20 protein-coding genes are annotated in these 20,651 nt (G+C 34.5%); 19 read left to right on the top strand and 1 reads right to left on the bottom strand.

Translation table 11 applies throughout. The features are described 5' to 3' along the window. Positions 1-171 precede the first annotated feature (171 nt). The 4 genes from RT412_RS00320 (at position 172) to RT412_RS00305 (ending at position 6,453) form a co-directional block, all read left to right on the top strand. A complete protein-coding gene (locus RT412_RS00320) occupies positions 172-2,379 on the top strand; it encodes a beta-propeller domain-containing protein (protein ID WP_313339149.1) in 2,208 nt (735 codons plus the stop codon). A gap of 252 nt (positions 2,380-2,631) precedes the next feature. Continuing rightward, positions 2,632-4,953 (top strand): FMN-binding protein, encoded by a 2,322-nt coding sequence (locus tag RT412_RS00315; protein WP_313413077.1) that lies wholly within the window; start codon positions 2,632-2,634, stop codon positions 4,951-4,953. 172 nt (positions 4,954-5,125) lie between these two features. Further along, a complete protein-coding gene (locus RT412_RS00310) occupies positions 5,126-6,223 on the top strand; it encodes an FAD:protein FMN transferase (RefSeq protein WP_313339145.1) in 1,098 nt (365 codons plus the stop codon). Continuing rightward, positions 6,223-6,453 (top strand): DUF3343 domain-containing protein, encoded by a 231-nt coding sequence (locus RT412_RS00305; protein ID WP_313339143.1) that lies wholly within the window; start codon positions 6,223-6,225, stop codon positions 6,451-6,453. Before RT412_RS00310 ends, RT412_RS00305 begins: the two co-directional genes overlap by 1 nt. 156 nt (positions 6,454-6,609) lie before the next feature. Here RT412_RS00305 and RT412_RS00300 read toward each other — a convergent pair whose 3' ends face one another. Beyond that, positions 6,610-7,347 (bottom strand): ZIP family metal transporter, encoded by a 738-nt coding sequence (locus RT412_RS00300; RefSeq protein WP_313339142.1) that lies wholly within the window; start codon positions 7,345-7,347, stop codon positions 6,610-6,612. 213 nt (positions 7,348-7,560) lie between these two features. Between RT412_RS00300 and RT412_RS00295 the strand changes: the two genes are divergently transcribed. From RT412_RS00295 to RT412_RS00225, 15 genes are all read left to right on the top strand, one after another. Next, entirely contained in the window at positions 7,561-8,634 is a 1,074-nt protein-coding gene (locus tag RT412_RS00295; protein WP_313339140.1) for an L-threonylcarbamoyladenylate synthase, read from the top strand. Between the two features lie 74 nt (positions 8,635-8,708). Continuing rightward, the gene (locus RT412_RS00290; RefSeq protein ID WP_313339138.1) at positions 8,709-9,191 is read left to right on the top strand and encodes a low molecular weight protein arginine phosphatase; all 483 of its coding nucleotides are present in this window, start codon (positions 8,709-8,711) and stop codon (positions 9,189-9,191) included. A 79-nt stretch (positions 9,192-9,270) separates the two neighbouring features. Further along, the gene (gene rpiB / locus RT412_RS00285; RefSeq protein WP_313339136.1) at positions 9,271-9,723 is read left to right on the top strand and encodes a ribose 5-phosphate isomerase B; all 453 of its coding nucleotides are present in this window, start codon (positions 9,271-9,273) and stop codon (positions 9,721-9,723) included. A gap of 1 nt (position 9,724) precedes the next feature. After that, on the top strand, positions 9,725-10,753 hold the full coding sequence (locus tag RT412_RS00280; protein WP_313339134.1) for an MraY family glycosyltransferase: 1,029 nt from the start codon (positions 9,725-9,727) through the stop codon (positions 10,751-10,753). Between the two features lie 17 nt (positions 10,754-10,770). After that, entirely contained in the window at positions 10,771-11,886 is a 1,116-nt protein-coding gene (wecB, locus tag RT412_RS00275; protein WP_313339972.1) for a non-hydrolyzing UDP-N-acetylglucosamine 2-epimerase, read from the top strand. Between the two features lie 203 nt (positions 11,887-12,089). Continuing rightward, positions 12,090-12,320 carry an acyl carrier protein gene (gene acpP, locus RT412_RS00270; RefSeq protein WP_313339133.1) on the top strand — a complete coding sequence of 77 codons (231 nt, stop codon included), beginning with the start codon at positions 12,090-12,092 and terminating at the stop codon, positions 12,318-12,320. Between the two features lie 199 nt (positions 12,321-12,519). Next, positions 12,520-13,479: an enoyl-[acyl-carrier-protein] reductase FabK gene (gene fabK, locus RT412_RS00265; RefSeq protein WP_313339131.1), complete on the top strand. Its 960-nt coding sequence runs from the start codon at positions 12,520-12,522 to the stop codon at positions 13,477-13,479. After that, a complete protein-coding gene (fabD, locus tag RT412_RS00260; RefSeq protein WP_313339129.1) occupies positions 13,472-14,413 on the top strand; it encodes an ACP S-malonyltransferase in 942 nt (313 codons plus the stop codon). The genes fabK and fabD overlap by 8 nt, the downstream gene beginning before the upstream one ends. A gap of 32 nt (positions 14,414-14,445) precedes the next feature. Then, positions 14,446-15,177 (top strand): 3-oxoacyl-[acyl-carrier-protein] reductase, encoded by a 732-nt coding sequence (gene fabG / locus RT412_RS00255; RefSeq protein ID WP_313339127.1) that lies wholly within the window; start codon positions 14,446-14,448, stop codon positions 15,175-15,177. 8 nt (positions 15,178-15,185) lie between these two features. After that, on the top strand, positions 15,186-16,424 hold the full coding sequence (gene fabF, locus RT412_RS00250; RefSeq protein WP_313339126.1) for a beta-ketoacyl-ACP synthase II: 1,239 nt from the start codon (positions 15,186-15,188) through the stop codon (positions 16,422-16,424). Positions 16,425-16,427: 3 nt separating this feature from the next. Next, positions 16,428-16,853: a 3-hydroxyacyl-ACP dehydratase FabZ gene (gene fabZ, locus RT412_RS00245; RefSeq protein WP_313339124.1), complete on the top strand. Its 426-nt coding sequence runs from the start codon at positions 16,428-16,430 to the stop codon at positions 16,851-16,853. Between the two features lie 290 nt (positions 16,854-17,143). Then, entirely contained in the window at positions 17,144-17,548 is a 405-nt protein-coding gene (locus tag RT412_RS00240; RefSeq protein WP_313339122.1) for a helix-turn-helix domain-containing protein, read from the top strand. A gap of 313 nt (positions 17,549-17,861) precedes the next feature. Beyond that, entirely contained in the window at positions 17,862-18,188 is a 327-nt protein-coding gene (locus RT412_RS00235; protein ID WP_313339120.1) for a hypothetical protein, read from the top strand. After that, the gene (locus RT412_RS00230) at positions 18,175-20,157 is read left to right on the top strand and encodes a V-type ATP synthase subunit I (RefSeq protein WP_313370044.1); all 1,983 of its coding nucleotides are present in this window, start codon (positions 18,175-18,177) and stop codon (positions 20,155-20,157) included. Before RT412_RS00235 ends, RT412_RS00230 begins: the two co-directional genes overlap by 14 nt. Next, positions 20,158-20,640, top strand: a complete 483-nt coding sequence (locus tag RT412_RS00225) for a V-type ATP synthase subunit K (protein WP_313339116.1) — start codon at positions 20,158-20,160, stop codon at positions 20,638-20,640. Positions 20,641-20,651 lie beyond the last annotated feature (11 nt).

Here is a 20,651-nt window from a genome sequence, read left to right as displayed (position 1 = left end):
TTAAAGAATAAATAAAAATTCTTTAATACCCTTTTTTCCTATCACTTCGTTCAGGATAAGCGACCGACACCAAATTAAAATTTAGGTCATCTGCCTGATTCATAGGAACAAAAGAATATAAATGAACGTCTAAATATTAATGAAATCCATAAATAAAGGAAGGAGAAGAACATGAAAACAACAGGTTATTTAAAAATATTTCCTATTTTGCTGATACTGATATTTGCATTTAATTTCAATGTTTTTGCAGATACAAATATTTCGGTATATGTAGATAATGAAAAAATTGATTTTGATGTTAATCCCATAATTGAAAATGGGAGAACCTTAATACCTTTAAGAGGAGTTTTTGAAAAGCTTGGCGCAAAGGTTGACTGGAACAAAAATATTTCAGAGGCAGTAATAAAGGATAAAAGCAATGAGATACAAATGCTTTTAGGTAAAAACAAGGTTATGGTCAACGGAGAAATAAAGGACATAGATGTACCTACAAAAATGATTAATTCAAGAACCTTTGCTCCGCTAAGATTTATAACAGAAAATTTAGGCCATGATATAAAGTGGGACGACAGCACAAATTCTGTGTATATTACTAAAAAAGACAATGTACCGATTTCTCAAAATAAAATACTGACAGTCGGGTCAAAAGAAAACTTAATAGCTTTGTTGGAATACAATTCTAAGCTTTACAATTATATATGGCGTGAAGGCAGAGCTGTATTAGACAACAGTGTTTCAATGGACAAGAGTGAAGCTGAAACACCTGCACCTGCAGCAGGTCCTGAAAGTGACAGCTCTGATACAAACAATCAGGTTGAAGGAGTTCAGGAAGGAGATATTATAAAAAATGACGGAAAGTATATTTATATAAATGCTTCCACAGGTCTTAAAATAATTGATTCAAATCCTGCAAATCCTAAAATTGTTTCAACTGTTGAAGTTCTGGAAAATACAAGTATAAGTGAAATATTTATCGTAGATAAAAAGCTTATAATTATAGGACAAAACAATATGTTTCATATTATGGACGATGCAGTGGAATCAAAAATCATGATTTGGCCGCCAAGACAGTACGACGACAGAACTAATGTCTTGATTTATAATGTTGAAAATATAGAAAAACCCAAATTAGAAAAAGAATATTTGTTTGACGGTAATTATTTATCAGGCAGAACCATAGAAGACAAATTATATTTAGTCAGTACAAAGTATATAAATTATTACAATTATGATATTTATAACAAAGATGCAGATATACCTGTGCCTTATTATACAGATGTATTAACAAATTCAAAATATGAATTTGCATATGACGAAATTAAGTATTTTCCAAATTATATAGACAGCAGATTTATGTATACTGTAGGAATTGATTTATCAACCGAGGCGCAACCTGATGTTGATGTATATTTAGGTGGTTCCGATACCATTTATGTTTCAAAGGACAGCATGTATGCGGCGATAGCTGATTATTCTTACGATTATACAGCCGAGCAAACTGAAGTTTTCAGTCCTGTGTACACATACAGCACAGTATTATACAAATTTAAATTACATGACGGTAATATAGATGTTGAATCGCAGGGCAGGGTACCCGGAAATATTATTAATCAATTTTCCATGGATGAACACGAAGGATATTTTAGAATAGCGACGACTACGGGAGAAATATGGCAGAATACATCTAAAAATAATGTCTATGTATTAAATTCCGATATGCAAATTGCAGGTAAGCTGGAGGGCTTGGCACAGGGAGAAAGAATTTACAGCACAAGATTTGCCGGAGACAGAATTTATATGGTAACATTCAGACAGGTAGATCCGTTATATGTAATTGATACCTCTGATCCTATAAAACCAACTGTTATGGGAGAGCTTAAAATACCGGGATACAGCACATATCTTCACATGGTTGACGAAAATCTCATACTTGGTTTTGGTTATGATACCGAAGTAAATCAATGGGGAGGTACAGTAACAGGCGGCTTAAAGCTGACCCTGTTTGATGTAACAAAGCCTGATACACCTAAAGAAGTTTATACGGATGTTATCGGTAAATCAGGAACATATTCAGATATATTGTATAACCATAAAGCACTTATGTTTTCATTACAAAAGGGCTTGATGGCATTCCCTGTAAATGTTATGGGAGATAATTACAAAACTGAATTTAATGGTGCATATGTGTACAATGTGAAAAATGACGGACTAAGCTTTAATAATAAAATAAGTCACATGGCTGCAGATTATTCTTATAGAGATGAAGTTAAAAGAATAATTTACATCAATGATTATCTATATACATTTTCTGACAATAAGATGCAGGTTCACAGCATAGAAAATAATAAGAAAATCAGTGAGTTAAGTATTAAACAATGATTACTTAATATTAACAGTTGTGGGATGTATTCCTACAGCTGTTTTTTTATTGATTTTCGACAAAGTTTTTTAACTATAACGCCGTAATGATACTAAATGCAATGAATTTGGAATATATATCTTTATATAAATTTATGTCTATTTATAAAAAAATTGCACTTAAAATTAAAGAAACATATTGTCAAAGAAAAAACGATATGATATAATCAGCTATGTTTCAATATATAATATAAACATAATTTGGAGGATATCATGAAAAAAGCATTATCATTAATATTAGTTGTACTAATGGTAACAGCATTATTTGGATGTGCACAAACAACAAACACACCTGGAGGAGAAACTGTAACTTTGACAGGAACAGGTAAAGGATTTGGAGGAGAAGTAACTGTAACTGTTACAAAAGAGGGAGACAAAATTACTGACGTTGAAGCAGTTGGTGCTAATGAGACACCGGGAATCGGAGACAAAGCTATCAATGAACTTCCCGCTAAAATAGTAGAAGCAAATTCACCGGACGTTGATGTTATAGCAGGAGCTACTATTACAAGTAATGCTATAATCTATGCAGTTAAAAATGCATTAGATCCTGCAGCTAACCCATGGCCGGTAGCTAAAGAGGAAGTTCCTCCAGTTGAAGTTCCAAAAGGAGAAGCCGGTCCAATCGTTAAAGTAGGTTTGGGACAAAACATATCAATAGGCAAATCAAAGAGTGCTACAGCAGATGCTACAGCAGTTGCTCAAGCAGATGTAACTATTGCAGCAGTTGGATTTGATGCTGACGGTAAAGTAGCAAGCGTAAAAGTTGACGTTGCTCAAACTAAAGTTGCTTTTGATAAAGATTTGAAGGTTACTTCAGACAGAGCAGCAGAAGTTAAATCTAAAAAAGACTTAGGTCCTGACTATGGAATGGTAGGAGCATCATCTATAGGTAAAGAATGGTTTGAACAAATGGCAGCATTCGAAAACTGGATGATTGGTAAGACAGTTGGTGAAATAACAGGATTAAAGGTTAAAGAAAGAGACGAATCTCATAAAAATGTACCTGATATTCCTGAATTAACATCATCTGTAACTATAACAGTTGAAAGCTATTTAGCAGCTGTTAAAGAAGCTTGGGAAAATGCAGAAGATGCAAACGGAGCAGTAGCGATTGGTTTAGGAGTTGAAACTCATATAGGAAGCTCAAAAGATAAAACGGCTGATGTAAAACCAATGGCTCAAATGGATACTTATATGACTGCAGTTGCAGTAGACGCAGATGGTAAAGTAGTTAAATCAATAGTTGACGTTGCTCAGGTTAAAGTTAACTATGATGAAAACGGAACACTTACTTCTGATTTAGCAGTTGAACCTCAAACTAAGAAGGAGCTTAAAGAAGGCTACGGAATGGTAGGAGCATCATCTATAGGTAAAGAATGGTATGAACAAATGTATGCATTCGAAGACTGGATGGTTGGTAAGACAGTTGAAGAAATAACAGGATTAAAGGTTAAAGAAAGAGATGCTTCACATACAGCAGTACCTGATGTTCCTGAATTAACATCAACAGTAACTATAACAGTAGACGGATATCAGGCAGTAGTAAAAGAAGCAATGGCTAATGCAATAAAAGCAGGTCCAATCGTTAAAGTAGGTTTAGGACAAAACATATCAATAGGCAAATCAAAGAGTGCTACAGCAGATGCTACAGCAGTTGCTCAAGCAGATGTAACTATTGCAGCAGTTGGATTTGATGCTGACGGTAAAGTAGCAAGCGTAAAAGTTGACGTTGCTCAAACTAAAGTTGCTTTTGATAAAGATTTGAAGGTTACTTCAGACAGAGCAGCAGAAGTTAAATCTAAAAAAGACTTAGGTCCTGACTATGGAATGGTAGGAGCATCATCTATAGGTAAAGAATGGTTTGAACAAATGGCAGCATTCGAAAACTGGATGATTGGTAAGACAGTTGGTGAAATAACAGGATTAAAGGTTAAAGAAAGAGACGAATCTCATAAAAATGTACCTGATATTCCTGAATTAACATCATCTGTAACTATAACAGTTGAAAGCTATTTAGCAGCTGTTAAAGAAGCTTGGGAAAATGCAGAAGATGCAGTAGGAGCCGCAAAAATTGGTTTAGGAGTTGAAACTCATATAGGAAGCTCAAAAGATAAAGCGGCTGACGTGAAACCAATGGCTCAGATGGATACTTATATGACTGCAGCTGCAGTAGATAAAGATGGTAAAGTAGTTAAATCAATAGTAGACGTTGCTCAGGTTAAAGTTAACTATGATGAAAACGGAGCTCTTACTTCAGATGTAAAAGCTGAATTACAAACTAAGAAAGAACTTAAAGATGGTTACGGAATGAAGGGTGCATCATCTATAGGTAAAGAATGGTATGAACAAATGTATGCATTCGAAGACTGGATGGTTGGTAAGACAGTTGAAGAAATAACAGGATTAAAGGTTAAAGAAAGAGATGCTTCACATACAGCAGTACCTGATGTTCCTGAATTAACATCAACAGTAACTATAACAGTAGACGGATATCAGGCGGTAGTAAAGGAAGCAATAGCTAACGCAAGATAATATTAAAATTATGATGACATAAACGAAGTTTGTCAATATTCTGACTCCCCCAAAATGGGGGAGTTAAATTTTTGCACTTACAGTATAAGCGACTGACACCAAATTAAAATTTGGGTCATCTGCCTATTGATATAATTAAGTTTTTTAGTTATAATATTTTAGGGTGATAAATATGAAAAAAATAATTCCTTTATTCTTAACAGGAATTTTAATTTTTGCTTTTTTAGCAGGATGTGAAAAACAAAATCCAATTGTAGAACCAGAGTATGAAAAATACAGTTACTCTTTTTTAAATGCTTTTGATACTTTAACTCAAATTGTTGGCTATACAAAATCGGAAGAAGAGTTTAATAATTATGCGAAGAAAATGGAAAATAGATTTTATGAGCTTCATAAGATTTACGATAAGTATAATGATTATGAAGGTATTAATAATATCAAGACAATAAATGACAATGCAGGTGTTAAGCCCGTAAAGGTTGATGATGAAATCATTGATTTGATATTATTTTCTAAAAAGATGTATGAGGAAGTAGGTCATAAAACTGATATCGCAATGGGTTCTGTTCTTAAAATCTGGCATAATTACAGAGAAGAAGGATTGTCAGACCCTGCAAATGCCAAAATACCTCCTATGGAAGAATTAATCAAGGCAAGTGAACATATGGATTTAGACAATGTAATTGTGGATGTTGAAAACCGTACTGTTTATTTAAATGACCCTTTGATGAGCCTTGATGTCGGTTCTGTGGCTAAGGGATATGCTACGGAAATTGTAATTGATGATGCAATAAAGGATGGATTCACATCAGGTATAATCAGCGCGGGAGGTAACGTTAAAACCTTCGGTAAGCCAATGGACGGTATCCGAGAAAGATGGGGTGTCGGTATCCAGGATCCTGATAAATTCAGATTTTCAGATAATAATCTTTTAGATACTATTTATATAAACGATGCTTCTGTAGTAGCAAGCGGTGATTATGAGAGATTTTACATGGTTGGCGATAAGGTATTGCATCATTTAATAGATCCTGACACATTGATGCCCGGCGATCATTTCAGAGCTGTTACCGTAGTTACAGAAGATTCAGGAGAGGCGGATTTTTTATCTACAACAGTATTTTTAATGCCATATGAGGAAGGAAGAGAATTAGTGGAATCCATGGATGGCGTTGAAGCATTATGGGTTTTAAAGGACGGAACAGTAGAAGCAACTGATGGAATGAAGCAAATAATGAGAAGTCAGGGCGCAACAGGTGCAACAAATTAATGAAAATGAATGAATTTAATTACATGACTTTCAAATCGGTTTCTTATGCAATGAAGGTAGAAGCTGCTTTAAAAAAATATAATTTCAATTATAAAATAATTCCTGTTCCAAGAAGCATAAGTTCAAGCTGTGGATTGTGTATCAGATTTTATAAAGAAGATATGGAAAAATTAATTACTATCATTAAAAATAATAATCTTCAATATGAAAATATATATACTAATTGTTGATTACACTGTTTTAATCGCACATACAGTATAAGCGACCGACACCAAATATAAAATTTGGGTCGTATGCTTAAAAATGTGTACAAATATTTGTACGCGGCAGAGGAAAACAGTATACACTAATTCGCTTCAAGGGAACTAATTTAATGCGAATTAGTATTATACTGCAAATGATAGGTAGCAGCCGCAAATAAAACCTATTAAAATAAAAACAGCGTTACTTTTTCCCCTGTGTAATATATTTGCTTCCGGTATAAGCTCGTTTGATGTAACATAGAGCATGCTGCTTGCTGCGGCAGAAAGACAAAAGCCGATGAAGTACTTGGATATGCTTCCAAGCAGTGCTCCAAATACTGCTCCGAAAGCGGTCGGCATACCGGTCAGCAATGTTATAAGAAGAACTGAAAGGGGCGAAGCACCAGCCATAATTAAGGGAATACCTACGCTCATGCCTTCGGGAATATCATGGGCAGCTATGAGTATTCCTATTTTAATGCCTAAATTTTCGGAATAAACTGCGCTTGAACCAACAGCAATACCTTCGGGAAAATTATGTAAGCTCATGCTTATTATTATAATTAAGCTCATTTTTATATAGTTTAGCTTTTTACCGGTGTATTTATTAAATTTATTCATTGGTACTAATTTTTCAGCAAAAAATACTATTAATAAACCAAATACAAGACCTAATGTAACTATAAAAAAGCCGCCGATTTTATATGCTTGGGGCATGAGGTCAAAGGAAATAACAGACAGCATTATGCCTGCCGCAAGCATGAGCATTGCAGCTGTAGTTCTGTCATTAGGTTTTGGAATTATAACAGATAACAGTCCTCCTATAAATGTTCCGGTACCGCCGACTATAAATCCGATTATAAAATAATATAGTATATCCAACTTAATCCTCCTAAATATCATTTATTAATATATATGTACATGTTGTTCTTTTAAGTAATAAAATATTAAGAAGTAAAATCTTGTTTATGGGGATAATGTAGTATATAATAAAACAGTAGATTGGCAATGGATAAGCTATAGATTTGCAATAGATAAGCAATAGGTAAGAGAATAGTAGGAGAACTATAGGGAAACTATGGAGAACAATTGTAAATGAAGGTAAACAAAGATAATGAAGTGATTAATACAAAAATTGTCAAGTTGGATCCTGACAATATTGATTATAATATAATAAAAGAAGCTTCTGAAATTATAAATACGGGTGGAGTTGTTGTTTTTCCTACTGAAACTGTTTACGGTATCGGTGCAGATGCATTAAATGATGCAGCTGTAGATAAAATTTTTAAGGCAAAGGGAAGACCTCAGGACAATCCTTTGATTGTACATATAGCTGATTACAGCGAATTATATAATTTAGTTTCTGATATTCCGGAAAACGCAAGGCTGTTAGCTGATAAATTTTGGCCGGGTCCGTTAACCATGATATTAAATAAAAAGGATGTTTTATCTGATAAGATAACCGCAGGGCTTAAAACTGCAGCCATTCGGCTTCCGATAAATAAAATTGCATTGGCACTTATAAAGGAAAGTAAAAAACCAATAGCAGCACCAAGTGCAAACATATCAGGAAAACCAAGTCCGACAGAAGCGAGACACGTAATAGAGGATTTGATGGGCAAGGTTGACATGATAATTGACGGTGGAAGCACCGATATCGGACTTGAATCAACAGTTATTGATATGACAAGCGAAGTGCCTATGATTTTAAGACCCGGCAAGGTTACAAAGGAGGATATAATAAATGTACTTGGCAAATGCGATTATGATCCTTCGATAATAAAAAATGACGACAAATTAATTCCTAAATCTCCGGGTCAAAAATATATACACTATTCACCTAAAGCAAAGGTAATTTTATATAAGGGTTCAATTGAAAAAATTATTGAAAAAATAAACAATGATTATGAAAAATTCAGTTCCGAAGGTTATAAAGTGGGAATAATGTCCACTATTCAATCGGATACATATTATATAGGAAAAACAAAAATAATAGTTGGGGACAGAACAAAACCCCTTACAATTTCGTCTAACTTATTTAGAGTATTAAGAGATTTTGATCATATGGAGATTGATTTAATACTTGCCGAACAAATTGATGACAGTGGCTTGGGAAAAGCTATAATGAACAGATTAGGCAAGGCATCCAGTCAAACTATTATTCTATAAGGAGGGGCGACACACCTCTTTCACAGGGTGAGTCTCTGTGGGATAGGAGGAATGTCCCCGTAAGAAGGTGAAATATGAACATTTTATTTGTTTGCACCGGTAACACCTGCCGCAGCAGTATGGCAGAGGGAATATTGAAATTTCTCTTAAAAGAAAACAATATTGAAAATATAAATGTTTCTTCAGCGGGAATAAGTGCTTTTGAGGGACAACAAGCAAATCAAAATGCAATTAAAGTGTTAATTGATAAAGGTATTGATATAAAAAATCATAGGGCAAGACAGTTAACTGAAGAAATCATTAAGGATTCTGATTTAATATTAACTATGACGGACAGTCACAAAAAAATTATTACAAACGTATTGCCCGAATATTCGGATAAAATATATCCTTTAAAAGAATATGCTCTTATTGTAAATAATGAAAGTACAGAGGATGTAAATTTAGATATTGAAGATCCGTATGGCATGGACTACAATATTTATAAGCAATGCGCCGAAGACATAGAATTTCAAATAAGTAGATTTATAAATAAGATAAAAGATACAATTGAATAAAATAATGTAGCGTATGGAGGAATCAACAGCTAATCAATAGCTACTCCATTGCTAATCAATCGTTATGAGGAGGGTTATAATGAAAATAGTACTGGGCTGTGACCACGGAGGATTTGAACTAAAGGAAGCAATAAAAAAGCATCTAATAAAGATGGGGTATGATATAATGGATATAGGAGTTTACAATACAGATTCTGTTGATTACCCTGATTTTGGAGAAAGAGCAGCACAGATGGTAGCAGATAACGAGGTTGATAGAGGCATTATAATTTGTGGAACAGGTATAGGTATATCCATAGCTGCAAACAAAGTAAAAGGAATAAGATGTGCTCTTTGCGCCAATGAATATATGGCAAAAATGTCAAGAATGCACAATAATGCCAACATGCTTGCATTGGGAGAAAGAGTTTTAGGTAAGGGAGTAGCAACAGATATAGTCGACATATGGCTTTCAACCGAGTTTGAAGGTGGAAGACATGAGAATAGAGTAAATAAATTAATGGATATCGAAAAACTTAGAGTAGAGGAATAGTATGGCTAATTATTTTGTAGCTTTTATTTCAGCTGTAATAATATCATTTGTTATGACTCCGCCTGCAAGGCATCTTGCTATTAAGGTTGGAGCAATGGATGTACCAAAGGATTCAAGAAAAATACATAGTAAGCCAATGCCTTATTTTGGAGGTTTGGCAATTTATATAGCAATTATGGCCTGCATGTTTGTATACATGCCTCATACCAGGACCAACATATCAATTATGATTGGTGCTACAATTGTGGTATTAGCCGGTATAGTGGATGATATGTATGATATGCCTGCCAAGGTAAAGCTTTTATTACAAATTGTTGCGGCACTTATTGCCATACAGGGAGGAGTAAGGATTCATTTCATTACAAATCCTCTTTCTGCTACAGGTGTGAGTTATTTATTGAGCTGGTTATCATATCCCGTAACATTGTTTTGGCTGGTTGGAATAACAAATACAATAAATTTAATTGATGGTCTGGATGGGCTTGCTTCAGGAGTTGCAAGTATTGCAGCCACAACACTTTTATTTACCGCGGCAAATTTGGGATATGATTTCATTGTTATGCAATGCGCAATTATTGCAGGTGCTTCCTTAGGGTTTTTGCCATTTAATTTTAATCCTGCAAAAATATTTATGGGAGATACAGGTGCCTTGTTGTTAGGATATATGCTTGCGGTCACATCTGTTCTTGGTATGGTTAAAAGCGTCGCCGCTGTTGCGTTGGCAGTTCCTATATTCGCTCTTGGATTACCCATATTTGACACAGCCTTTGCAATTATCAGAAGATATATAAACAAAAAACCTATAATGCAGGCTGACAAAGAGCATCTTCATCATAAGCTGATGAAATCGGGACTTAATCAGAGACAGACAGTTTTGACAATGTATTTTATCAGTATGATGCTTGGCATTGTTGCGGTTATAATAGCTGATGCCGATCCTTTCAAGGGAATTATGCTTGCAACAATTTCTGTCTTAGTTGTGTTTTATTTTGCTAAAAAGGCAGGTTTGTTCAGAAGGAAAGAACAGTAGGAGGATACATGAGAAGAATTAAGGTGCTTGTTATTTTTGGGACACGTCCTGAAGCCGTAAAAATGGCTCCCATAATAAAAAGCTTAAAAAATGAGGAAGAATATTTTGACACTAAAATTTGTGTAACAGCTCAACATAGAGAAATGCTTGATCAGGTATTAAGAATATTTGAAATTAAACCTGATTATGACTTAAATATTTTTAAAAGCGGTCAAACATTGACTGAAATAACATGCAGAGCACTTATGGGATTAGAAGGAGTTATAGAAGATTTTAAACCTGATATAGTTCTTGTCCAAGGCGATACAACCACAGTTTTCTCAGGAGCTCTTGCTGCTTTTTACCATCAGGTTAAAATCGGACATGTGGAAGCCGGCTTAAGAAGCGGTAATTTATATTCTCCTTACCCTGAAGAAGCAAACAGAAAGCTAACAGGAATAATAACCGATTTTCATTTTGCTCCGACCGAAACTTCAAAAGAAAATCTTTTGAAGGAGGGCTATGATGAAGAAAAAATTTATATAACAGGCAATACATCCATAGATGCTTTAAAATGGGTTATAGATAGCAATTATAAGTTTGAAGACGAAATACTCAACAACATAGATTTCGAAAACAAAAAAGTTATTTTGTTAACTGCACACAGAAGAGAAAATATAGGTGAGCCAATGGAAAATATTTTTTCTGCAATAAGTGATGTGCTGCAAAAAAACCCTGATGCGGAAGTAATCTACCCAATGCATTTAAATCCGAAGGTAAGAGAAATAGCAAGAGAAGTTTTTAAACATACAAAGGGAGTTTATTTAATTGAACCGTTAGACTATCTGCCCTTTACAAATTTAATGTCAAAATGCTACCTAATTGTAACGGATTCCGGAGGAGTACAGGAGGAAGCCCCTTCATTAGGAAAACCGGTTCTTGTAGTACGAAGAGAGACGGAGCGTCCCGAAGGAATAGAAGCGGGAACCGCAAAGCTTGTGGGAACAGAAAAGGATGTTATATTTAGTGAAGTAGATACTCTTCTTAATAATGAGTTGGAGTATAAAAAGATGGCAAATGCAGTAAATCCTTATGGAGACAGCAGAGCCGCAGAATATATAGTCGAAGCAATAAAAGGAAATATGATAAGATGATATTTTGCATATATCGACAAACAAAACAAGCAAGTTAATTTTGTAACAATTTTTCGTTAAAAAAATATTGACAAACTTATTTTTTTATTATATACTTCGATTATCAAAATATTAGATATTAAACAAATATCAATATCAAAATATTAGGAATAATAAATACCAAAATCGAAATTACAGACATTAAAACATATTTGGAGGATATAATGGTTTTAGAAAAAGTTAAAGAAATATTGGTTGAAGAATTAGATGTGGAAGAAGATACAATTACTCTCGAAAGTAAAATAAAAGATGATCTTGGAGCAGATTCTCTGGACTTATTCGAATTAATAAGCAAAATTGAAGACGAATTAAATATAACAATTGAAGAAGATGATTACGGTAAACTTGTTACAGTAAAAGACATAGTGGATTATATTACAGAAAAACAAAAATAATATAGGTTGCCGAAAACGCCCGCCTGCATCGTTGCCGCTGCGCCGGTCAATCCTCACGTATGTTTGAATACGCTGCGGTTGCCCGTCTTCCGGCGCCTTGCTGGACGAACTTTTCAACAACCTACAATCTTGAGAAAACGCCGGTCAGGCGTTTTCTCTTTAAAAAGTAAATTAAAATAAGATACATAAAGGAGCTTATATGATTAATTCAAATATATGCAGCTTGTTAAATATAAGGTATCCGATTTTTCAAGGCGGAATGGCTCAAATATCAGATGCGGGATTAGCTGCGGCAGTTTCGGAAGCAGGCGGTCTCGGGGTTGTGGCAGCAGGCAACAATACAGCCGAAGCATTGAAAGTACAAATTGATAAAGTAAAACAACTGACTGATAAACCGTTTGGTGTAAATGTAATGCTTCTAAGCCCATATGCAGAAGAAGTAGCAAAGTTACTTGTTGACGAAAAAGTTCCTGTAATAATAACAGGTGCAGGAAATCCGGGCAAGTATATAAAAATGTGGAAAGAAGCCGGTTCAAAAGTTATACCTGTTGTTCCGTCGGTTGCATTTGCCAAGCACTTGGAAAAGATAGGATGTGATGCTTTGATTTGTGAAGGTACCGAAGCCGGAGGACACGTTGGAGAAATAACAACTTTATGTTTAACACCTCAGGTTGTTGATGCGGTTAATATTCCGGTTATTGCTGCAGGAGGCATAGGAGACGGCAGAGGTATAGCTGCGGTTATGTGCTTAGGAGCACAAGGCGTACAGATAGGGACAAGATTTTTATTAACCAATGAATGCAGCGTACATCAAAACTATAAAAACAAAGTTAAAAAAGCAAATGATACAGATACAATAGTTACCGGAAGAAAAACAGGTCATCCTGTAAGAGTTTTAAAAAACAAGCTTTCAACACAATTTAAGGAATTAGAAAAAAACAACGCAACCGTTGAAGAAATGGAGCAGCTGGGCAGAGGCAGATTGTATAAAGCTGCCATTCAGGGCGATGTAGATTACGGCTCGGTAATGTCAGGTCAAATTGCCGGTTTGGTTAATAAAGAGCAAAGCTGTTATGAAATGATTAAAGAAATGTTTGATGAAGCAGAAAAAATAATGAAAGGTATAGGTTCAATTATATCAGGAGGCAAAAATGAATAAAACTGCTTTTGTATTCCCGGGACAAGGCGCTCAATACGCAGGAATGGGAAAGGACTTTTATGATAATTTTAAAGAAAGTAAAGAAATATTTCAAAGAGCAAACGAAGCACTTGGTTTTGATATAACTAAGTTGTGCTTTGACGGACCTAACGAAGATTTGAGTATAACTAAAATTACACAGCCGGCTTTACTGACGGTTTGTATGGCAATTTATGAAATTATAAAGAAGAATTCAAACAATAATTCTGTTGTAATGGGCGGCTTAAGCTTGGGCGAATACTCTGCTTTGACGGCAGCCGGTGCGATGGATTTTGAAACGGCAGTAAAACTTGTTTACAACAGAGGAAATTATATGCAAAATGCTGTTCCTGTGGGTGAAGGCGGAATGCTTGCGCTTATGGGATGCTCCGACGAAGATGCAATTCGTTTCTGCAAAACCGTTACAGAGAGATTTGGATTATTGGAACCGGCAAATTTTAATTGCCCGGGACAGATAGTTGTTGGAGGAAAGAGTACCGCAATTGAAAATGCACTTAGTCAGACGGCAGAGTTTAACATTAAAAAAGCTGTAAAATTACAGGTCAGCGCACCGTTCCACACTTCAATGCTAATTTCCGCAGGAAATAAACTGAAAGAAGATTTATCAAAGATAAAATTTAAAAAGCCTTCTTGTGATGTTATTTCAAATGTAGATACGGAATATTACAATGACGATTTAATAATAGCGGACAAATTAGAAAAACAAGTTTATAATCCGGTAAGATGGGAAGCTTGTGTCAGAAAAATGATAGCTGACGGGGTTAATACATTTGTAGAAGTAGGACCGGGAAAGTCATTATCAAGCTTCTTAAAGAAAATAGATAAAAGCGTTAAATCAATAAATATAGACAGTATTGCCACCTTAGAACAATATCTTCAATTTTCTTACGCTTAATGTAAAGCAAATCATTTAAAGAAAGGAGAAATATGAAAACTGCAATTATTACCGGTGCTTCAAAAGGTATTGGTGCAGTTATTGCTTCAAGACTAAATGAACTTGGTTATAATTTAATTTTAAATTACAGAAGCAATACAAGCTCCATGGAGGAATTAGTAAATAGTTTTATAAATAAAGAAACTAAGAACATTATAGTCCAATGTGATGTTTCCAGTTATGATGATGCAAAAAAACTGATTGATGAGGCATATGATAACTTTGGCTCTATAGATGTTTTAGTTAACAATGCGGGTATTACAAAGGACAATATTCTCCCGTTAATGTCAGAGGAAGAATTTGATCAGGTAATCGACATTAATTTAAAGGGAACATTCAATTGCTGCAAGCATATAGCTAAAAGGATGCTTAAGCAAAAAAACGGAAGGATTATTAATATATCATCCGTTGTGGGACTTGCGGGAAATGCGGGACAGGTAAACTATTCTGCTTCTAAGGCAGGCATTATCGGTATGACAAAATCTATGGCAAGAGAGTTAGGAAAGAAAAATATACTTATAAATGCCATAGCGCCCGGATTTATTCAAACAGATATGACAGATAAAATTCCGGAAGAAATAAGAAATGAAATGATGAAAAACATTCCTTTGCAAAGATTAGGTCAACCTGAGGATATTGCAGATGCAGTTGAATTTTTAATTTCTGATAAAGCGTCATATATAACAGGACAGATATTGTCTGTTAACGGCGGATACTATATGTAGGAGGATTTATGAAAAAGAGAGTAGTAATAACCGGTATTGGGGTTGTAAGCCCTATTGGTTCCGGTGATTTGTTTTGGGAAAATGTGAAGATGGGCAAATGCGGTATAAGCCCGATTGAATCTTTTGATACAACAGATTTCAGTGTTAAATTAGCAGCTGAAATAAAAGACTTTGACCCAACGATATATATGGATAAAAAAGAATCAAAAAGGATGGACAGATTCAGCCAATTTGCTCTTGCTGCAGCTGAGATAGCTGTAAAGGGTTCCGGACTGGATGTAGAAAGCTTAGACAGTAAAAGATTCGGCTGTGTTGTAGGAAGTGCGGTCGGTGGTATTCATACTATTGAAGCAGAACATGAAAAGCTTCTTACTAAAGGACCAAATAAGGTTTCAACATTTTTTATTCCAATGATGTTATCTAACATGGCATCCGGCTTGGTGGCTATTAAATATAAAGCAAAAGCGATTAACTATTCACCTGTTACCGCATGTGCTACGGGAGCAAATGCCATAGGTGAATCATACAAAAGAATTCAGGACGGAATTTGTGATGTAATGATAGCAGGTGGTTCCGAAGCTGCTATAACACCTTGTTCAATAGCAGGATTCTCCGCTTTGACTACACTTTCAACTACATCTGATATTAACAGAGCTTCAATACCTTTTGATGCTGAAAGACACGGTTTTGTAATGGGAGAAGGTGCCGGAATAATGGTTCTTGAAGAGTATGAACATGCAGTTAAAAGAGGAGCAAAAATATACGCGGAAATAGTTGGATATGGTGCTACTTGTGATGCATATCACATGACTTCGCCGGATCCGAGCTCAGAAGGTCAATCTGCTGTAATGCTAAATGCAATTGAAGATGCAGGATTAAAGCCTGAAGATATAACTTATATAAACGCTCATGGAACGAGCACTTTGTATAATGATAAATTTGAAACACAAGCAATAAAAAATATATTTAAGGATAGCTCCAATGAATTGCTGATCAGTTCGACTAAGTCGATGACAGGTCACTTACTGGGAGCTGCAGGTGCGGTAGAAGCAATAATATGCGCTAAAGCCCTTGAGGACGGTTTTATACCCGCTACAATTAATCATAAAGTGACTGATCCTGAATTGGGACTGAACTTTGTTCCGAATGAAGGTATTAAAAAAGAATTTGACTATGCTCTGTCAAATGCCTTTGGTTTTGGCGGACATAATGCTGCTTTAATTTTGAAAAAACATAAGGGACAGTAAGTTATGATTTATGATACTAAAGATATACAAAAAATAATACCTCACAGATATCCTATGCTGCTAATTGACAAGATAATAGAGCTTACCGAAGGAGAAATGGCAGTAGGTTTAAAAAATGTAACCTTTAACGAGGAATTTTTTCAAGGTCATTTTCCGGGAAATCCTGTGATGCCCGGTGTTCTGATTATTGAAGCGCTGGCGCAGACAGGTGCCGTAGCAATTTTATCTTTGGATAAATTTAAAGGTAAGACGGTATACTTCGGGGGCATTAAAAGTGCCAAATTTAAAAGAAAGGTATGCCCGGGAGATACCTTAAAGTTAGCTACAAAAATATCAAAATTAAAGGGAAGCTTTGGTATCGGAGAAGCTTTTGCCTATGTAGATGATGAAATTGTTGCTGAAGCAGAGCTTATATTTGCTGTAGAATAAAAATATAAAGAAAACTGTGTTGCGCCTGTGCGACACAGTTTTTATATATACTAATCTTATTTTAAGATTTTTCCCCATATTAGATTTACATATTTATAAATTTTAATATAGCAAAATCTATCAAGATATGATAAAATATTAACAAGCATTAAGAAATTGTTTTCAAAAAAATATTGTTATTTTATAATGTCCATGCTATGATTATACTGTACTATAAAAATAGATACGTAAGTAATAAATTAGGCTATAGAGTTCAAAAAGATACTTAATATTGATGATGAGGTGATAATATGTTTAAGGAATCAGAAAGACACAACAGTTGTCATATGAGTGATAAATGTATAAGATACAAGGTTTGTCCCATGGTATTGGTTCAACAACTGTTGTCAGGAAAAAGAAAAATATTGATTTTATGGTATCTTAGCGGCAAGGTATTAAGATTCAATTATATTAAGAAACGTCTGCCTGATGTTACACAAAAAATGCTTACCCAGCAGCTCAGAAGCTTAGAGGAAGATAATCTTATTTATAGGAAGGTTTATCCTGTTGTTCCTCCGAAGGTTGAATATGGATTAACAGAGCTTGGAGAAAAAATAATACCAATTCTTGAAATGATGCATGGCTTTGGTGCTGAATATTTAGAAATTAAATGCAATGAAAACATTTCGCAAAAGAAAGCAGCAAATATAGATTAATATACTAAGTTACTTTTTAGGTACTAAAGTACAAAAAAGTGCGTTATTGATAAAAATTTAACTTGTTATTATACTATTAAAGGAATATTAAATAGGGCTTTTCCCATCTATTTTTTGTAACCATGGTTACGGAAAATATGAAAAGGTTTTATTATCATTATTGTACGAGTTAAACTTGAAAAACTCGTAGGAATATGAATAACTGCATAATTTAGTGGGAATAGTTATTCTATTGACATTTTTAATATAATAATTTATAGTAATATAAGGAAAATGCATATGTTTTCCCGACAATAAAAAAGGTGGTGGTATAGTGTCGATTGAAATCATCAAGGTGATTAAGGAAGCTGAGGAAAAGGCTGAACTTATTAAGAAGGAAGCAACTCAACAATCTAAACAGATTATAGCTGACGCTAATGCAGCAGCCAATCGAATTTTAGATGAAGCAAGAGAATTTGCTGAATCTAAAAGTACAGAAATCCTTAAAGCTGCTGAGTCAGAAGGACAGATCTTGTATGATGGAATAATTAATGATGCTTCAAAGGAATGTGAAAATATTCTCTCTAATGCTGAAGGTAAAATGGACAATGCAGCTTCAATAATACTTGAAAGGATAGTGAAAGTCGGTGTCAATAGTTAAGATGAACAAAATCAGCATCATTGGACTGAATGCTCATAAACCATCTGTTATAAAGGAAATAATGGACTTAGGTGTTGTAGAAGTAAGTTCACAGGATTTAAAGCTTACAGATCCTGAATGGATTTCCATTGTTAAAAAAGATGGCAATGAAAATGAAGTATTAAACTATGATGCTAAGATTTCCAAAATCAATGACGTTTTAGTAAGCTTAGAAAGTTATGACAAAAGTAAAAAACCATTATTCAGTACAAGAAATACAATAACACTAAATGAATTTGAAAATAAGGTGCAAAACAAGGAAAGTACTGAGGAAATTGTTTCAAAATTGCTTGAATTAAACAAGACATACAATGATTTAAGCTCAGAGGAAAATAAAATTGAAGCATCAATTATGAGTTTAAAACCGTGGATAAAATATGAACTGCCGCTTGAGCTTAACGAAACTGAGTATACGAGTATATTTATCGGAGTTTTTCCAAATATAATTGATATAGAAAAACTGAAAAGCGATTTGAAGGATAGGACCGATAAATGTTATATAAATTTGATTGAAAGTGATAAGGATCAATATTATTTTTCAATAATTTGTTTAATAAGTGAAAAAGATATTGCTTATGAAACTTTAAAGCAATTTGGTTTTAACATTGTAAATTTCAAAGAACTCACTAAAACAGCAGCAGAAAATATAGCGCAATATGAGAAAACGTTAAAAGAAATTTCGGATAAAAAAGAAGCTATTGAAAAAAGTATTTCGGATTATGTACCATTCAAAGAAGAAATTCAAATATATTATGATTATCTTGTAATTGAAAGAGATAAAAATAAAATATTTAGCAATATTCTTAAAACAGATACCACATTTTATATACAGGGATGGACTCCGGAAGTCAGTAATGATAAGGTAGAACAAATATTAAAAAAATATGAATGCTGGTATGAAATTTCAGAGCCGGAGGACGGAGAACAATATCCTATTTTATTAGATAATAAATCTTTTTCACAACCTTTTGAAGCCATTACCGAGTTGTATAGCTTGCCTTCATCATCGAATATTGACCCAACAGCGATAATGGCTCCATTTTATGCGATATTTTTTGGGCTTATGCTTGCTGATGTCGGATATGGCTTAATTATGGCGGTACTTTGCTTCCTATTGCTTAAGAAATTCAGCTTGGAAGGTACTATGCAAAAAATGATGAAGCTATTCTTCTACTGCGGATTGTCTACAGCATTCTGGGGAGTTATGTTCGGCAGCTGGTTCGGCGATGCCATACCTGCGGCAGCAAAGTTAATATTTAATTCTGATTTTACAATAAAGGCTGTCTGGATTAATCCAATGGAACAACCCATGACCTTATTGGTTTTTTCCTTTATATTCGGTGTAATCCATCTGTTTACGGGAATGGCTATACAAGCATATATGCTGATTAGAGATGGAGATACAAAAGCCGCGGTATTTGACATAGGCTTCTGGTACGGTTTTATTATCGGTATTGCATTATGGTTATTCGGTAATACTATAATACCGGGATCTGCTGAGGTCGGAAAATGGATGACTATTATTTTTGCCATCGGATTAATTTTAACTCAAGGCAGAAGCAAGGATAATATAGTAGGTAAATTAATAAGCGGTGTTTTAAGCTTATACAATATTACAAGCTACTTAAGTGATATACTTTCATACTCAAGATTGCTTGCACTTGGATTAGCTACAGGCGTTGTATCTTCGGTTGTAAGTATTTTGGGAAGCATGGGAGGCAGAAATATATTCGGAATTTTGCTTTTCATAGTGGTTTTATTAATTGGTCATGTCTTCAACTTTGCTATTAATGCACTTGGAGCATTCGTACATGCAGCAAGGTTACAATATGTTGAATTTTTTGGAAAATTTTATGAAGGCGGAGGAGAATCCTTTAATCCTTTAGCTAAAAAAACTAAATATAATAAGATTATCAAGGAGGAAATTTAAATGAACAACATATTAACAAACGGAAATTTTTTAGCAATTTTAGGCGCTTCAATTGCGGCATTAGCAGGTATAGGAAGTGCTATAGGTGTCGGTATTGCAGGTCAATCAGCATCGGGAGTTGTAGCCGAAGATCCTAAGAAATTCGGTGCTACATTGATTTTACAAGCATTACCGGGAACTCAAGGTATTTACGGACTTCTTATTGCCTTTATAATACTAAATAAAATAGGATTATTAGGTGGAGATATGGCAGCTTTAACGGCTGCGCAGGGTGGTTTCTTCTTAGCGGCTTCACTTCCTATGGGAATAGTTGGTACTATTTCGGCAATTAACCAAGGTAAGGTTGCTGCATCAGGTATTATGTTAGTGGGTAAAAGACCTGAAGAAATTGCAAAAGCAATGGTTTATGCGGCGATGGTTGAAACATATGCTGTATTGGCACTTCTTATTTCTTTCCTTATGATAAATGGTATTGCAATATAACATGTATTTAA

Origin of the sequence: Sedimentibacter sp. (genome assembly GCF_032080165.1) — a bacterium.
Taxonomy (GTDB): domain Bacteria; phylum Bacillota; class Clostridia; order Tissierellales; family Sedimentibacteraceae; genus Sedimentibacter.
The sequence above is the reverse complement of the archived record's forward strand: the minus strand, read 5'-3'. Positions and strand labels throughout refer to the sequence as shown.

Excerpts from the sequence above, each read along its gene's own strand:
- RT412_RS00320 (WP_313339149.1), top strand. The coding sequence starts at position 172 with ATGAAAACAACAGGTTATTTAAAAATATTTCCTATTTTGCTGATACTG.
- RT412_RS00315 (WP_313413077.1), top strand. The coding sequence starts at position 2,632 with ATGAAAAAAGCATTATCATTAATATTAGTTGTACTAATGGTAACAGCA.
- RT412_RS00310 (WP_313339145.1), top strand. The coding sequence starts at position 5,126 with ATGAAAAAAATAATTCCTTTATTCTTAACAGGAATTTTAATTTTTGCT.
- RT412_RS00305 (WP_313339143.1), top strand. The coding sequence starts at position 6,223 with ATGAAAATGAATGAATTTAATTACATGACTTTCAAATCGGTTTCTTAT.
- RT412_RS00295 (WP_313339140.1), top strand. The coding sequence starts at position 7,561 with ATGAAGGTAAACAAAGATAATGAAGTGATTAATACAAAAATTGTCAAG.
- RT412_RS00290 (WP_313339138.1), top strand. The coding sequence starts at position 8,709 with ATGAACATTTTATTTGTTTGCACCGGTAACACCTGCCGCAGCAGTATG.
- rpiB (WP_313339136.1), top strand. The coding sequence starts at position 9,271 with ATGAAAATAGTACTGGGCTGTGACCACGGAGGATTTGAACTAAAGGAA.
- RT412_RS00280 (WP_313339134.1), top strand. The coding sequence starts at position 9,725 with ATGGCTAATTATTTTGTAGCTTTTATTTCAGCTGTAATAATATCATTT.
- acpP (WP_313339133.1), top strand. The coding sequence starts at position 12,090 with ATGGTTTTAGAAAAAGTTAAAGAAATATTGGTTGAAGAATTAGATGTG.
- fabK (WP_313339131.1), top strand. The coding sequence starts at position 12,520 with ATGATTAATTCAAATATATGCAGCTTGTTAAATATAAGGTATCCGATT.
- fabD (WP_313339129.1), top strand. The coding sequence starts at position 13,472 with ATGAATAAAACTGCTTTTGTATTCCCGGGACAAGGCGCTCAATACGCA.
- fabG (WP_313339127.1), top strand. The coding sequence starts at position 14,446 with ATGAAAACTGCAATTATTACCGGTGCTTCAAAAGGTATTGGTGCAGTT.
- fabF (WP_313339126.1), top strand. The coding sequence starts at position 15,186 with ATGAAAAAGAGAGTAGTAATAACCGGTATTGGGGTTGTAAGCCCTATT.
- fabZ (WP_313339124.1), top strand. The coding sequence starts at position 16,428 with ATGATTTATGATACTAAAGATATACAAAAAATAATACCTCACAGATAT.
- RT412_RS00240 (WP_313339122.1), top strand. The coding sequence starts at position 17,144 with ATGTTTAAGGAATCAGAAAGACACAACAGTTGTCATATGAGTGATAAA.
- RT412_RS00225 (WP_313339116.1), top strand. The coding sequence starts at position 20,158 with ATGAACAACATATTAACAAACGGAAATTTTTTAGCAATTTTAGGCGCT.